At 45.9% G+C, this 15400-nt stretch carries 12 protein-coding genes and 1 pseudogene; 5 read left to right on the forward strand and 8 right to left on the reverse strand.

Going from position 1 to position 15400, the window contains the following annotated elements; genetic code table 11:
- Positions 1-50 precede the first annotated feature (50 nt).
- Positions 51-1193: a glycosyltransferase gene (locus RMO52_RS10830; protein WP_310413899.1), complete on the forward strand. Its 1143-nt coding sequence runs from the start codon at positions 51-53 to the stop codon at positions 1191-1193.
- A 171-nt stretch (positions 1194-1364) separates the two neighbouring features.
- Here RMO52_RS10830 and RMO52_RS10835 read toward each other — a convergent pair whose 3' ends face one another.
- From RMO52_RS10835 to RMO52_RS10845, 3 genes are all read right to left on the reverse strand, one after another.
- Positions 1365-2378 carry a type I glyceraldehyde-3-phosphate dehydrogenase gene (locus RMO52_RS10835; RefSeq protein ID WP_310413902.1) on the reverse strand — a complete coding sequence of 338 codons (1014 nt, stop codon included), beginning with the start codon at positions 2376-2378 and terminating at the stop codon, positions 1365-1367.
- Positions 2379-2693: 315 nt separating this feature from the next.
- Entirely contained in the window at positions 2694-2969 is a 276-nt protein-coding gene (locus RMO52_RS10840; RefSeq protein WP_309745011.1) for a poly(ADP-ribose) glycohydrolase domain-containing protein, read from the reverse strand.
- A gap of 197 nt (positions 2970-3166) precedes the next feature.
- On the reverse strand, positions 3167-3652 hold the full coding sequence (locus RMO52_RS10845) for a glutathione peroxidase (protein WP_309745013.1): 486 nt from the start codon (positions 3650-3652) through the stop codon (positions 3167-3169).
- 69 nt (positions 3653-3721) lie between these two features.
- On the opposite strand from RMO52_RS10845, the gene RMO52_RS10850 reads away from it, so the two are divergent.
- Positions 3722-4459 (forward strand): cobalt-precorrin-6A reductase, encoded by a 738-nt coding sequence (locus RMO52_RS10850; protein WP_309745015.1) that lies wholly within the window; start codon positions 3722-3724, stop codon positions 4457-4459.
- A gap of 168 nt (positions 4460-4627) precedes the next feature.
- On the opposite strand, the gene RMO52_RS10855 is transcribed toward RMO52_RS10850, so the two are convergent.
- On the reverse strand, positions 4628-6190 hold the full coding sequence (locus tag RMO52_RS10855) for a metallophosphoesterase (protein WP_309745017.1): 1563 nt from the start codon (positions 6188-6190) through the stop codon (positions 4628-4630).
- Positions 6191-6451: 261 nt separating this feature from the next.
- Between RMO52_RS10855 and RMO52_RS10860 the strand changes: the two genes are divergently transcribed.
- Entirely contained in the window at positions 6452-7066 is a 615-nt protein-coding gene (locus RMO52_RS10860) for a Uma2 family endonuclease (RefSeq protein ID WP_309745019.1), read from the forward strand.
- 93 nt (positions 7067-7159) lie between these two features.
- On the opposite strand, the gene RMO52_RS10865 is transcribed toward RMO52_RS10860, so the two are convergent.
- Entirely contained in the window at positions 7160-11500 is a 4341-nt protein-coding gene (locus tag RMO52_RS10865) for a choice-of-anchor L domain-containing protein (protein ID WP_310413907.1), read from the reverse strand.
- A gap of 215 nt (positions 11501-11715) precedes the next feature.
- On the opposite strand from RMO52_RS10865, the gene RMO52_RS10870 reads away from it, so the two are divergent.
- On the forward strand, positions 11716-12345 hold the full coding sequence (locus RMO52_RS10870) for a Uma2 family endonuclease (RefSeq protein WP_309741934.1): 630 nt from the start codon (positions 11716-11718) through the stop codon (positions 12343-12345).
- Positions 12346-12414: 69 nt separating this feature from the next.
- On the opposite strand, the gene RMO52_RS10875 is transcribed toward RMO52_RS10870, so the two are convergent.
- The 3 genes and pseudogenes from RMO52_RS10875 to RMO52_RS10885 form a co-directional block, all read right to left on the reverse strand.
- Positions 12415-12738, reverse strand: a complete 324-nt coding sequence (locus RMO52_RS10875; protein ID WP_310413910.1) for a DUF433 domain-containing protein — start codon at positions 12736-12738, stop codon at positions 12415-12417.
- Between the two features lie 153 nt (positions 12739-12891).
- Positions 12892-13293 (reverse strand): hypothetical protein, encoded by a 402-nt coding sequence (locus tag RMO52_RS10880; RefSeq protein ID WP_309741936.1) that lies wholly within the window; start codon positions 13291-13293, stop codon positions 12892-12894.
- Positions 13294-13475: 182 nt separating this feature from the next.
- Positions 13476-14415, reverse strand: a pseudogene (locus RMO52_RS10885) (glycosyltransferase family 2 protein).
- Between the two features lie 256 nt (positions 14416-14671).
- Here RMO52_RS10885 and RMO52_RS10890 point away from each other — a divergent pair.
- The coding region (locus RMO52_RS10890; RefSeq protein WP_310413913.1) for an ATP-binding cassette domain-containing protein at positions 14672-15400 on the forward strand (729 nt) is incomplete at its 3' end.

A 15400-nucleotide genomic window follows, 5' to 3' on the forward strand; every position in this document is an offset into this window, starting at 1 on the left:
GCATCGACGCCATTTCCCTATTGCCTTCCCCCGATCCAACATCGATTGTTATGAACAGACTTTTAATGGTTACGACGGTTCCGAGTACCCTCCGGAGTTTTTTGCTCCCATTTGCGGCACATTTTCGAGCGCAGGGCTGGCAAGTAGACGCGATGGCGTGTGGGGTTTCGACCGATCCGGAGTGCGTGAGCGGATTCGATCGAGTGTGGGACGTAGAATGGTCGCGCAATCCCTTCGATCCGCGTAATCTATTGGCAGCACCGCAAGTAATTCGCGAACTGGTGACGCGCGAAAAATACGATCTCGTTCACGTTCATACTCCAGTTGCGGCTTTTGTGACTCGCTACGCTCTCAAGGATATCCGCAAACAACTGGGTACGAGTGTGATTTACACCGCACATGGCTTTCATTTCTATCGTGGTGGCAATTTGTTGAGGAATTTTGCGTTTATCAATTTAGAGAAGTTGGCGGGTAAATGGACTGACTATTTAGTCACCATCAATCATGAGGACAAGGACGCGTCACTGGCATATAACCTAGTCCCTGCCGATCGATCTCGTTATATGCCGGGTATCGGTGTGGACTTAAAATATTACAACCGCCATCGGGTATCTGAAGCGGCAATTCTTCAGGTTCGACAAGAGCTAGGCATCGATGAGGAAGCTCATTTATTGCTATCTGTCGCCGAATTCACCGCTCGCAAACATCATGTCGATGCGATCGCGGCATTTGCCAAACTCAACCGGGCTAACGTCCATTTAGCCCTAGCTGGGAATGGGCCGCTGGTCGATAAAATGCAGCAGTTAGCAGCATCGTTAGGGGTTGGCGATCGCGTCCACTTTTTAGGCATCCGCCGCGATATTCCCGTTCTCATGCGAGCGGCAACTGCCAATCTCCTCGTGTCCGCCCAAGAAGGCTTGCCGCGCTGTATTCTCGAATCCCTAGCACTAGAAACCCCCACGATCGGTACTAAAATTCGCGGGACTGAAGACCTACTTGCAGACGGTTGTGGGCGCTTAGTAGCCGTTGGCGACACGGATGGATTAGCAGCGGAAATGGCTTGGATTCTCGATCGACCTCTAGAGGCAGCACAGATGAGCAAGCTCGGCTTCGAGCGCATCTCTACCTACGATCTCGAAGCGATCGTGAGGCTGCATGAGGAGTTGTATGCTGAGGCGGTAGAGAGGGGATAGGGGATAGGGGATAGGGAATAGGGTAGAGGATAGAGGGTGAGTAATTTTGCCATCGGCAATTAATCTAAAAGAAGCCTCATCATATTTTGATGAGGCTTCCTTGTGAGGTTGAAGGTGGATTAATTGTGTGCAAATGCACACTATCCCCTATCCCCTATTCCCTATTCCCTATTACTTAACCCACTTCTGACCGACGAGTTCGGCTAGATCGACAACGCGTTGACTGTAGCCCCACTCGTTGTCGTACCAAGCGATCACTTTGACCATATCGTCACCCATGACCATCGTCAGGGTAGCATCAATGGTAGAAGAGGCATCAGTACCCTTGAAATCGCTCGAAACTAGTGGCAACTCGCAATAGTCCAAAATACCTTTCATCGACCCTTCAGCAGCCGCTTTGAGGGTAGCATTGACTTCTTCGGTGAAGGTTTTCTTCTCCACGTTGACGACTAGATCGACTACCGAAACGTTTGGCGTCGGTACCCGCAAGGCAATCCCATTGAGTTTACCTTTGAGTTCTGGCAATACTAGAGCTACTGCTTTAGCCGCACCAGTGGATGTCGGTACGATATTCATCGCCGCAGCTCGTGCCCGACGTAAGTCGCGGTGGGAAGCATCCAGCAAGCGTTGGTCGCCAGTATAGCTGTGGGTGGTAGTCATCGTCCCTTTGATGATGCCGAAGTTGTCATTGAGGACTTTGGCAAAGGGCGCTAGACAGTTGGTGGTACAGCTAGCGTTACTAATGATGAAGTGTTTGTTGTGATCGTAGTCTTTGTCATTGACGCCCATCACAAATGTGCCATCTTCATCTTTACCCGGTGCGGTAATCAGCACTTTTTTGGCACCAGCATTGATATGTCGGGAAGCACCCGCATGACTGATGAACACACCTGTAGATTCGATTACGAGGTCGATTTCCCAGTCTTTCCAAGGTAAGTTGTCAGGATTGCGATCGGATACGCACTTAATTACCTTACCGTTGACCGTAATCGTGTTGTCATCAGCACTGATGTCGGCATCGAAGGTGCCTAACATCGTGTCGTATCGGAGCAAGTGTGCATTAGTACGAGGATCGGAAGTATCATTGATACCCACAACTTCGATGTTGCTATTTTTTCTGCCTAGCCAACACCGCATGAAATTCCGTCCGATCCGCCCAAACCCATTGATCGCTACTCTAATCACAGCCTCTTGCCCTCTTGTTTTAAATTTCTAGTTTTATATACCAGTGCTAAAGTTAGATCGTACCGCAAACCATACACATCTAAAACTTTATCTACAATTTTATAGATGCGATCGGGATAACTTGCTAGTTAGAGCGATGCTCTGGCGGATCGAGTCCCCTAACTTTGAGAGCAATTTTGCGCTCATCCCAGCAGCTAAAATCGCTCGCTACCCAAACATCTGTTCGGGTGTCATCATCGAAGCGTAATCGTTAGAGGTACTCGATCGCAATCCAGTCGCCAGTTATATTTTGAGCGATATCACTGACGACAAAAGTCACGATCGAAACCGTTCGCGACATTTTTCAGTTTGGACGAGTCTGTGAGCGGCGACTTGAGTTGTTTCGGCGGTGACTTCGATCGTGGGTCGCTCGGCTGTACTAGCGGCTGGTGCGGCTAATAGTGCTGCTGAGTGTTGCGGTGAATATAAGACTGTTTTTTTGACAGCCATCTGTTGAGCTGCCAAAAATTCAACTACCGTTCCCGATTTGTTGGTATACGTTCCGGTTGTGAGGATTTCTAGTGTTTCTTTGGCAGTATTTTTCAGTGACATAGATCGATCGGATTCAGCTTTCTCTAAAATAGCAATATCAACCGATCGTGAGACAAACTATCGATATCGATCGCTAGTTAAATCGATTAAAAACCACCTGCAATCCTTGTGGTGGGCAGTGCCCACCCTACAATATATCCCTTTTTAGAAGTGTAAACCCCACCCTAACAACCCAATTATTAATTATTAATTATTAATTAATTTAACAGTGCTTCGATATCTTTAGCGATATCTTTGGGTTCGGCATTCGAGCCATAGCGTTTGACGACATTACCGCTACCATCGACCAAAAACTTGGTGAAATTCCACTTAATCGATTCCGTTCCCAAAATTCCTGGTGCGGCTTTCTCCAAATACTTAAATAAGGGGTGAGCGTTGGCACCATTGACATCGATTTTCTGGAATAGCGGAAAAGAGACCCCAAATCTGGTTTCGCAAAAAGATTGAATATCCGTCGCGGTTCCTGGTTCCTGTTGTCCGAATTGATTGCAAGGAAAACCCAGTACCGCAAATCCTTTGCTGGCGTATTTAGTGTACAACTCTTGCAAACCCTGATATTGAGACGTGAAACCACATTGGCTAGCGGTATTGACGACGAGCAAAACTTTGTCGCGATAACTACTCATCTCGACGGGTTGACCTTCGATACTGGTAGCCGAAAAGTCATAAACTGTGGATGTCATAGGATTTGATTGATTTGTAAACGCTGACTTACTTATTATTATGGAAGTATCTCGAACTTGCTAGGCAGAATGAAGCGACTTGCGATCGTGGGTGGGACTGGGGAGGCGATGCAACTAGCCGCGCTGGCTAGCGATCTGCCCGGATTGGCAGTAATTATGACCCTCGCAGGGCGCACTCGCGAGCCAAAGGCGATCGCAGGTAACGTGCGGATTGGTGGCTTTGGTGGCGAGGCTGGTTTAGTTGAGTATTTGCAGACTGAGAAAATCGATCTCATCATTGACGCTACTCACCCATTTGCCTCCCGCATGTCTTGGCATGTAGCTAGTGCAGCGACTCAAGTGGGGATTCCTAGATTGATGCTCGTGCGCCCCGCCTGGACGCGTTCGCTGGGAGATGACTGGATTGAGGTGGCAAGTGTCGAGGCGGCGGTGACGGCGATTCCGGCGTGGGCTGAGCGGATCTTTGTGACGATCGGCAGACAACAACTCGCCCCGTTTGCCGGATTGACACGCTGGTGCTTGATGCGATCGATCGATCCTCCCGATCCGAGTATCCCCTTACCTCCAGGTAAATTATTACTCGATCGCGGGCCATTTAGTCTCGATCGAGAACGGGAAATCCTAACAGAGTACCGGATTCAAGCGATCGTCAGCAAAAATAGCGGCGGTGACGCGACTTATGCCAAGATTATCGCCGCGCGGGAGTTGGGTTTACCTGTCGTCATGGTGCAACGTCCGCCCGCACCCGAAGGCGAACGCGTCGCCGATGTCGCAAGTGCAATCGAGTGGCTACTCGATCGACTCTAAAATCATTTCTTCATTTGTCAGTAATTAAATACTAATAATTTTAACCGCAGAGGCGCAGAGAGCGCAGAGGGAAGAAAAAGAGGGTTAAGTTTCTCATTTAAGAGCGCTATATCCACTATTCACTATTCACTATTCACTATTCACTATCCACTCACTATCCACTATCCCCTATCCCCTATCCCCCGTATAATACTGCCACTCATGCTGATGATATTCGGCAACTTGAGGCTTGAGCCTAAATTTCAAATCTCGTCCGGGGAGAACATCAACTTGCAAACAGGAGTAAGCGTGCCTTTTATGCGAGCCGCGTCCGGTTTTACCGATAAACTGATGCGATACGGCGACATCTTGCAACTTGCCATCGAGCCGTTCTTGAATGATGTTTCCCTCCGCTCGTTGACGACGCAGACTAAAACCGCTCCCCCCGCAGATAACCCACTTTATCCCTCGATCGGCATGTCCGGTGTCTAGAGTTTCTAGATATTCAAAGCAATGTGCGTGTCCAGATAGGACGAGATCTACCAAGGGACGGTTATCCATCAGATCTTTAACTTCTAGTTCGACGCGATCGAAGATCGTCCGTAAATAATGCCGCACTGCTAATGTCTGACCCTGGTGCCATTTGGTTGCTTCGGTGACATAGGGGGGATGATGAAAATAAATCATCCGTCCGCGCGCTGTTTTGTCTTGCCAAGATGCGATCAGTCCGCGCTCCAACCACTCCAATTGTTCGTAATCGACCTTTTCGTAGACGATATTTGGGTCTAATTGTTTTTCTAAATCGCGAATTAATTCTTCGATTTGTTCGACCTTGCCCAGCAACTCTTCCAGGGAGTCGCGATCGTCCTGCGGGGTCGCGGCATCTAGGTTTTGGATGAGTTGCAGATGCTCGTCCCGCTCTAAATAACATTGCTCTAACTCATCTCGCAATGTCTGACGGTGCCGATCTCCACCCTCATTATTATCGATCGGTAATGGGGCATTAAAGGTATTAGAATCTAAGGCAAAAAAGTCGATACCACCATAGCGAAACTGATAGTAACGGTTGGGAAGTCGGGTAAACTGTCCGGGTTGATAATTCAACGCTTTGCCTGTCGGCGTCTGCGCTGTGTAATGCCGCTCTAGATGCCGCTGGAGTTCGGATTCGGGAATGTCCTGAAGATAATCTAAAAAAGCTCTGGCATAAGCATCACCCTGATAAGAACCATGCCAACCCACGTCTAGATCGATCGCATACCGAAAAGCTTGCCGCAGTGGGCGTAATAACTGCGACAGCACGCCATAGACGATCGGTAAATCGTAGTAGTCATGATTGCCCAGTACGGGCAAAAACGGGCGATTGAAGACCATCGAGTCATAACCAATTCGCTCTGGATGTCGATCGCCACCCTTTAGTAATTCGCGATAGGGGCGGATAAAATTATCGAGATACTGTTCGCTAGAGCCGACCAAATAGACGACATCACCAGTATGCAGGATAAATCGCGCTGAAGGTGCCGATCGCTGCATTAGTTCGGAAACGTGGCGCTGCGGACTATCGTGCCGATAAGAGCTACTACCGCTGTCTCCCAGCACGCCAAATGTAAACCCCTGCGCTGGATCGTTGCCGTCATCTAGTGCCAGTCGCGTCCGATCGATCCCTAATTTCTGAAACAATGGATGATGCCACCGCATTCGTTCCTGCATGTTCGCAATCTTCATGGCGATCGTCGGATCGGAAACTAATTTCATTGCTGATTATATTGATAGGTGGAAGCGATGGAAACACCAAGTAATGCCGTGCTGTCAGCCAGGTAGCTAACAGCCAAATTTCTATCCAGTTTAGCGAATTTCTGTGCCGAGAGAATCGATAGATAGAGGGAAGATCCTCAGAGCGAGTAAGTTCTTGAGCTAGGTTCGTCACGATCGTCCAGTTGGCGATCGCTGCCAAAATCTTACCAGTGATACAATATCAACTGAATAACCTTTCTCTCGCGATAGCTTCGAGGTTTTATGACAATTGCCACCGCACCTGGTTCATCGGTCGATGCTCAGCCATTGCTACTCGATGTCAGCAATACAACTTTGACCGTTACACCAGAGCAATTCGACAGGCTGTGTATCGATAATCCCGATTTACGTCTCGAACTCACACCCGATCGACAATTGATTGTTATGGCTCCAACAGGCGGCGAAAGTGGACAGAGAAATGCAGATTTAGTCACTGACGTTAACATTTGGAATCGACAAACCGATTTAGGTCGAGTATTTGATTCCTCTACAGGCTATGACTTTACCGCACTCGATGGTGGCAAACGATCTCCCGATGTTTCTTGGATTGAGAAATCGCGTTTAGAAGGAGTAGACATTAAAGGATTCATTACAGTAGTCCCCGATTTTGTCATTGAACTGCGCTCTGCTACCGATGATAGCTTGACTGAGACACAAACCAAGATGCGAGCATATCAACAGTTGGGAGTGCGGTTGGGTTTGCTAATAGATCCGCAGAATCGAAAAGTAGAAATCTATAGATCGGGACAAGAGCCTGAGATCCTAGAATTACCTGAATCAATCGATTGTAGTGATATCATGCCAGGTTTCGTACTGAATATGAATAGAATTTGGTAGTTTAGCTAGCGAATTGAAGCGCTATTAACACTAAAAAATCCCTCAAAGTTGGGGGATTTTTTAGTTAGTGAAGCTCAGGTTAAAAAGTTAGCGCTAATTTTTAACAGTCATTTGGAAAATCAGATCGTTATAGTCGCGATCGCCACCACCAAACATATCTTCCACGCCAAACTTATTATCACCGAGCAAGCGGAAGTGATCTACCCCATCGGTATTTGCACCCAGATAGTTAAAGTAGGCGTGAATATTACTATTAGAGTTGTTATTCGGATTTTGACTCAAGAACTTGTCAAAGGTACCATTGGCAACGACTACAGGAGCTAAGATTTTACCACCAGCGATCGTCAAATCGGTATCGGCTTGACTCTTAAAGCGAGTACCGAGGATGGCATTTTGAATCGCTTCGCGAGCATAGCCCACATCGCCCGGTTTGAGTCCGCTGGCGAGAGTGCCGCTTTCGTCTTCTACTTGGTAGAAAGCAATATAGTTATTATAGTTAGCATCACCGATCGTCTTGGTATCGACGATCGCTTGACGATTGGCATAAGCACGTAAATCGATAACTTGTCCGTGTGAATTACCTTTTAACTTGTCTTCTAAACTACCTTGTAAACCAGTACCACCCTGTAATGGATATTTATCGACGGCTTCTACTCGTAAGGTGAGATCTTTGAAGGCGATGTCGTAAGTATTATTGGTGAGGTTGGTGGTAAATTTCACCGGACTGACATTAGCTGGATTAGCTTCGGGCAGCGAGAAGACAATGTTGGCAGTGGGTTTGCCAGCACCGAGATCGGCTTTAACGCGATCGAGTGTTTCGTTAGCAATTGCCAGAAATTCGATCCGATCGCCCTGAGTCATATTTAAATAACGTTGGGAGTTATTATCGTGTTGGCGATCGAAAGCACTATTCCCCAAACTAGAAAAGACTGATTGAGCGCGAGCGACTGCGGCGGCTACATAACCATTTTCACCCGGTTTAATTCCATTAATGCTCCCAAAATCATCATCGACGACAAAAGCGCAGATCTCACCCAGATCGCTATTTGACTGCGGTAATTTGGTGAATTTGAGCAGTGTATTTACCGAGCCACCATCGATCGTTAAGAGATTTTTGGCTGGTTCGAGCAATGTTGGGTTCTCAGCATCATTATCCGCGATCGCGATCGTGCCGCTATTTGCACCAGTAATCAGGTAATCATCACTAGAGATCGACAGTGTAAAGGTTTCGGCAACTTCATAGATTTTGTCATCGATCGGGTTGATATCGACAAATGCTTTGTCTGCCCCGATCTCAAATACACTCGTACCATTCAAGGACTGATAGTCAATACCATTAGTAGCTGTGCCTGAGAGCGTATATTGCACTGACAGCGACTTATTAAGATCGCCACTTCGCGCGATCTCAAATCGCCCAGGATTTGGAGTGTCACCAGCTTTAGTTTCCGCAGCATTAGCGTCGCTAACAGCTAGAGAGATCGGAGTATCATCATTTAAAATGGTGCCAGTTGCACTTGTTTTGGTGCTGAGAGTGCTATTAGTCGGATTGCTAAGATTGACTTTGAAAGTTTTGTCGGGTGCGTCGATAAGATCGCCGTTAATAACGATATTAATCTCTTTGCTAGTCTCACCAGGAGCAAATGAGAGCGTTGTAGTATCGACTTTGGTGTAATCGCTTCCGGCTGTACCCGTACCGTCAGCAGTGGCATAGTCAACTGTAGTGACTCGGCTGCTAGGATTGCTCAATGTCACAGTAAAGGTGGTATTCTTAGTCCCAGTTTTACCTTCATTAATGCTGACATCCGAGATACTAATTACTGGCGGTAGATCGTTGTCAGCGATCGTAATTGTGTTAGCGATTGTAGACGGATCGATAACCCCAAGCGAACCACCTTTGAGAAATACAGCGGAATCTAAAGCACCATCGCTGATATCTTTAATTTTGATTTCGAGAGTGTTTTTGGCATTGGGAATCAAAGTTCCCGCAAATGTCAGCGTCTTGGTATATCCATCCAAGATAACTTGACTGCTCAGTGGCCCCGTGCCGAGCGGATTGTCGATATAATCAGGATTCCAAGTTGAAGGAGTTGCTGATGGGGTAAGGTTATTGATGGTTGCTGTTTTGCCATCACTGAGTTTGGCTAAATTCACACCATTGAGTGTGAGTGTAAAAATGTCGTTAAATTCACTTCCCGAAAAGTCGGTAAATTCTTCAGAGCCGAATACATACTGAAAGAACACTTGACTGGCAGTGGCATCAGTATTGAAGTCTATTTTGAGCGCGAGCGGGTCAAATCCGCCTGCTGGATCTATGGTGCCAAAATCAGTGGTTGTCCCGGTATCGTTATTCACACCCACGAGATCGGTGACTTTGCCAGTACTCAGGACAATTCCCGCGCCGATGTCAAATGGGGCATTATCAAATGTGCCGTAAGCTTCTCGATTTCCAGTTGCCGTGAGCGTAATGTTACTCAATCCAGTGGTGACACCCAGTAACTTATTTAGAATATCTGTATTGCTGAGATTGCTGGCAATTTTAAATGCTGCGCCAGTACCTCCAGCATTTGGATCGTTAGGTACGATCGACAATAAGATGCTTTCATCGCCTTCGTAGATATTATCGTCAATGGACTTAATATCAACGATCGCAGTTTTTTGACCAGCAGCAAAGGTGACTTTATTTGAGAGTTTTTGGTAGTCAACGCCGTTGACTGCGGTACCAGACATCAGGTAGAAAATATCTTGCGCTGCGGTGGTATCTCCGGTGCGGGTGAGGACAAATTGTCCAGGGTTCTGGGCTTTACTGACTTCGATCTCTGAGGCTGATTTATCGATCGCGGTGACAGTGACGAGGGGGATGACAGGGGTTGGTGTGGGGGTGGGTGTTGGGGTTGGAGTTGGGGTGGGTGTTGGTGTCGGTGTTGGGGCTACAGATGCAGAGAGTTTAAAGATTCTTTCTTCGCTTGAAGCATCATTTGGAGTAACCCGGCTTGAGAAGTAAGGGATACCATTGACATCAGTTACTTGAGACGTCAGCAATGAACTTGCGGATGATGAAACAGAAACATCTAGCCCAGGACTCAAGTCTAGGGTTGTTAAACTACCAGTTTGAATATCCAATATACGTAACTCTCTTCCATACTGTTTATCCTCAGCATTGAAGTAAAGTTTATTTCCGATCGCTTTTAAACTCGATATAAAAGTTTGTCCATAGGTTGGATTGGGATCTAGATTTGTAACGGCTGCAACAGTACCATCTGAGTTGAGCTTCCAAATCTGTGCTAAACCTTTACTATCATAAAATAAAAAACATAATGTTCCATTGACATTTGTGAATTGTTTTGGCTCGATTGAATTTCCTGCCTTGATCCCTCCGACGCCATCTATAGTCCCAGCTAATATGGGTTTACCTATTGTTACATCTAGCTTCCAAATTTTACTGCCCAGATTGCTTGTAAAATATAGAGTACCATTAACATCAACAAAGTTATTGGCATCTATTTGATATATGTTAGATGCAAATTTGGGATCGTCGATAATAGAAATAGCTTCACCACTGACAGCATCTATTTTATAGAGTTTTTGAGTAAAATCACCTGTTTTAAAAAATAATGAGCCTCCTGCTTGATGAAACTCACTAGGTACATAAAATGAACCACTTGGACCCATAACTGGTGATGCATTATTAGTTATAGGGTCAAACTTCCAAACTTTTTCACTACTTTTAAAATATAAATAGCTGCCAGAGACTGCGATGTTAGCTGGTGAGCGAAAACCATTTCCAGTATTAGGAACATCAATACTAAAACTAAAATCAGCAGGTAATCCATTCGGTGTAACTTTTGATAAAGCACCAGAAGATCGATTTATTTTCCACAACCTATAGTCGCCATTAGTTGCTAAAAAGTAGTCACTATCACCTAGAGTAACGAATCTGTTCGCGCCAGAAACAATTCTGTCACCTAAGCGAACAGGTGTGCCACTAATCGGGTCTATTCTAAAGAGTCCGTTACCACTATCAGCAGTGAAATATAGGATGCCATTAACATTGGTAATCGATCCAATACCTGAACTAATGTATGATTTGTCAATTTCTGCAACTAACACTGGCAGTCCATTTACATCTAGTTTATAAAGCTCTGTTCCTTTATTACCAGCACTGACATCTCCAACAAAATAAAGTGTTCCATCCACATTAGTGAGTTGTGACGGATTTTTTATAATCTTCTCTGTCGTCACAACAATAGGAACGAGAGGTGCTGTAGCGGTAGTAGTATCTGCCATATTAGTTATGCAAAAAAGATTTTTGTCGAGGTTTAAGGAGAGAATTACCAAAATTAGCAGGCTAATATTATTGGTAGATGAATCGAGCGATCTACTTTCGACCCCTTGCTGATGAGTGTCGATCGAGCCTAAATCGCTAAGACATGCCAAATGAACAGATCGATCGAGCTAAATCTCTCTGGAGATAGTATTCCCACAATTAATGTCATATCGAACCACTCGCGATCGAAATTTCTTGCACGGCGGAAATGAAGAGGTAGTATCGTGAGTTCGATCGCAGCTAAAATCTTGTCATCTGCAAAGGTTTGAGCGATCTACATTTCCAGATACAATAGCCATAGCGACCCTTTATCTTGGGAGCATTTATGACAGCAACACTCATCCAAAGTCCCGATCGGGTAGTTCTAAAAAATATCAGTTGGCAGTCGTATCAGTCTCTCATCATCGATTTCGAGCGAGAACCTGCGATGAGACTGACTTACGATCGTGGTACCCTCGAAATCCGTATGCCGCTTGCGCCACATGAAACCTATAAAAAAATTCTCGGTCGCCTAATCGAGACAGCAACAGAAGAACTCGATCTGGAAATTCGCAGTTTGGGTTCGCTAACTTGTAGCCGAGAAGATCTCGCTAAAGGACTAGAACCAGACCAGTGTTATTACATCCAAAACGAGGCAATGGTGAGGGGTGTCGAGCAAATCGACTTAGCAAAGCTACCGCCACCAGATTTGGCAGTGGAGATCGATATTACTAGTAGTTCTCTAGATAGGTTCTCAATTTATGCCGCTCTCAAAGTTCCAGAGATTTGGCGATATAATGGGCAAGTTTTGGCTATTTATGGACTGAGAGGGAGTGAATATATCATCCGAGACAGCAGCCTTGCTTTACCACAATTGAAAACGGCAGATATTTTACAATTTCTGAATTTATCAGCTTCGATCGGTGAAAATAATTTAGTGAAGCAGTTTCGCCAGTGGTTGAGAACTCTGAAATAACCAACATCGCTCTATGAGTTTTTCTCGTTTGCCCATATATTACGGCGCTCTGTTTTTAAAAACTAGAGATCACTCATCGATCGCTTGTAAAGCCAGTCTAATCTCATCGGGATGAGTGTCTAAATACTCCCAGGCGGTGTCTAGATCGCTCTGGGTAAGCTGGGGATACATCTGAAGGAGGTCTGTGTCACTACTGCCGAGATCCTGGGCATTGACAAGCTCCCAGATGGCAATCTGGGTATTTGCAATGTAAGCTTCACCGCTGCTAATTTCTAGCGGTTTGGCAATTTCTGGCTGGGTACTCACCAAGCTCTGCGTCAATAGTTGGATGATATGCTCTTTTTCGGCGGGTGTCAGGGCGAGCAATTGGGATTCTAAGTCTTGGAGCGTCATAATTTAAGATAAGCCTGATGTATCCAAACTAGCGGATAATTGATTCTATTATGCCTTACAGCCATCTCGACGAGCTGACTGCCTGACACTCTAAATTGAGGTAGCTTAAACCACGTCGCCAATGAGGGTCAACAGTAGTTCGCAATCCAGCAATCAAATACTCTCTCCCTGAATTCGCGTGTAAATGAGGTAAATATTACCCAGTATTAATGCTAAAACGGTGACGATTAGGGAAAATTTAAGTAAGCCGAGACTTAGCTTACTAAACTTCCGATTTCCCGGCGTCGGGAACTTTAAAAAGACTAACAATCGCTCGGTTGCAAGTAATACTAAACCCGACCAGACAATCCCTACTAATAACATTAATAGCGAGATGCTAACTTGGTTGATGACGATCGTATAAATCGGTACTGTAGATTCGCCATCGGCTATTCCATAGGTCGCACAATTTAGACAAGCAATCAGCGAGAATGCAAATCCGGCGATCGCAAAATCCAGTAATGAAGTCGTCCCAATCCAAAGTAATAAAATTATTTGTCGAGCTTGTTTAGTCATTAGCTTGAGAGGCTCTCCTGCTATTTTGGGGGAAATAGAATTACATGTCAATTGATGGTATATTCTATCCCTTTACCCTTTACCCTTTCCCCCCTTTAATAAGTCTTACTTATCACCATAACTGCTGGAGAGCCAGCCATGAGCCATTAAGAATCCAAAATGTGAGTCGATCGCTAAGTAAATCATTCAACCGATCTAAGACTAGCTTGATAAGCGCGATGGACTTCTTGAACACTATATTGATTGAGAAAAATGCGGGCAAATTGTTCGGCTAATTGGGGATTGCCCAGCTCGATCGACCACTTTAATAAGGGCTTCATCGTGCGTTCGTTGAGTGCGCCGCCGAGGGATAAAATATTCCATAAGATTCGGTGAAAAACGGTCATCTGAATCATGATTTTCACATCGAGGGTGGGATGCTTTTTGTAAAAAACCACACCCATTTTACCGCGTTCGATTTCTTGTTCGATCAGCCGGGGAATGCGATCGAGTGAAAAAGCCGGATGCCAATGATAGCCGACGGCGGCGGGACATTTGACCATTTTAATCCCCTGGTTCTTGAGCCGAACGCCCAATTCTAAATCTTCCCAACCATACAGATCGAAACCGAGATCGAATAAGCCCACTTCCGTCAACCAATGTTTGGCGATCGCAACATTAGTAGTGGCAAAATAAGCATTAGAAAAGTCTAGAACTTTATAAGGTTCGGTGGTGGGTGCTTCAAAGTTTGCCGTATTAATTACACCCATAAGTGAAGACGCGATCGTCGCCTTTGGCTTGTTGTGCTGCGAGTAAGACATCGGCGTGACATTGGAGGAAAGAAGGAGTCACGACAATATCGCTATCGATAAAAATAATCGTATCGCCTTGTGCCTGCTCGACGCCCATGTTTCTGGCGGCGGAGGCACCTTTGTGAGCTTGTTCGTAGATTTTGAGATGGGGTAACTCGGCGGTACTAGTTTGCAACCACTCGATCGTGCCATCAGTCGAACCATCATCAACGACAATTATCTCGTACTCAGTCACGATCCGAGGATCGAGCGTTTGAATTTCTAACGCTCTCAAACATTTTTGGAGAATGGGGAGTCGATTGTAAGTCGGAATAACAATACTAAAAAACACCGATCTTGCCCTCACGGATGGAGATTGCTAAAGTGGGATCGATCGCGACATACGCAACTATCCCACCCTAGTTTACGACACGATCGAGTCGCAAAGAGTTTCCCGATCGCATTTGTGCTGAATGGATCGGTAGTGGATAGTGGATAGTGGACAGTAGATAGTGAATAATCGGCTATATTGTTAAGTAGTGCTAGATTGTAGTTGCCAAGCTGGGCATCTCCCAACTCCCAACTCCCAACTCCCAACTGTCTTATTTATGGCTAGTATTACTGTCGAAGGGCTGAGTAAAGTTTATCCAGTAGCGATCAAAGAACCCGGCTTACCAGGTACCATCAAGCATTTTTTCCAACGCACTTACAAACAGATTAATGCGGTGCGGGATGTATCGTTTGAGATTGCAGCGGGTGAAGTTGTCGGCTTCTTGGGAGCCAATGGTGCGGGTAAAACCACCACGCTCAAAATGCTCAGCGGTTTGATTCATCCCTCTACGGGGATTGTCAAAGTCGGCGGGCAAATCCCGTTCGAGCGCAAACCTGCCTTCTTACAGCAGATTACCCTAGTGATGGGGCAAAAGCAGCAATTAATTTGGGATCTACCCGCCCTCGATTCGCTCAAGATTAACGCTGCTGTATATGGTTTGAGCGACCGCACGGCGGAATTTCGGATTCATGAATTGGCAGAAATGCTCTCGATTCAAACTAAACTCACCCAACCGATTCGGAAGCTGTCTTTGGGCGAACGGATGAAAGCCGAGTTACTGGCGGCGTTGATTCACGAACCCCAAGTCCTGTTTCTCGACGAGCCGACACTAGGATTGGATGTCAACGCGCAAGTCGCCGTGCGACAATTCCTGCGGGAATACAATCAGCGCTACAACGCTACAATTTTGCTGACTAGTCACTACATGGCCGATATTACCGCACTGTGCGATCGAGTGTTGGTGATTCATCAGGGACTCTTAATTTATGACGGTAGCCTCAATGGG

Origin of the sequence: Chamaesiphon sp. OTE_8_metabat_110 (genome assembly GCF_031382685.1) — a bacterium.
In the GTDB taxonomy this organism is placed as follows: Bacteria; Cyanobacteriota; Cyanobacteriia; order Cyanobacteriales; family Chamaesiphonaceae; genus Chamaesiphon.

Bases quoted from the DNA above. Each gene is read 5' to 3' on its own strand.
- RMO52_RS10830 (WP_310413899.1), top strand. From the start codon at position 51: ATGAACAGACTTTTAATGGTTACGACGGTTCCGAGTACCCTCCGGAGT.
- RMO52_RS10840 (WP_309745011.1), bottom strand. From the start codon at position 2,969: ATGTCACTGAAAAATACTGCCAAAGAAACACTAGAAATCCTCACAACC.
- RMO52_RS10845 (WP_309745013.1), bottom strand. From the start codon at position 3,652: ATGACATCCACAGTTTATGACTTTTCGGCTACCAGTATCGAAGGTCAA.
- RMO52_RS10850 (WP_309745015.1), top strand. From the start codon at position 3,722: ATGAAGCGACTTGCGATCGTGGGTGGGACTGGGGAGGCGATGCAACTA.
- RMO52_RS10855 (WP_309745017.1), bottom strand. From the start codon at position 6,190: ATGAAATTAGTTTCCGATCCGACGATCGCCATGAAGATTGCGAACATG.
- RMO52_RS10860 (WP_309745019.1), top strand. From the start codon at position 6,452: ATGACAATTGCCACCGCACCTGGTTCATCGGTCGATGCTCAGCCATTG.
- RMO52_RS10870 (WP_309741934.1), top strand. From the start codon at position 11,716: ATGACAGCAACACTCATCCAAAGTCCCGATCGGGTAGTTCTAAAAAAT.
- RMO52_RS10875 (WP_310413910.1), bottom strand. From the start codon at position 12,738: ATGACGCTCCAAGACTTAGAATCCCAATTGCTCGCCCTGACACCCGCC.
- RMO52_RS10880 (WP_309741936.1), bottom strand. From the start codon at position 13,293: ATGACTAAACAAGCTCGACAAATAATTTTATTACTTTGGATTGGGACG.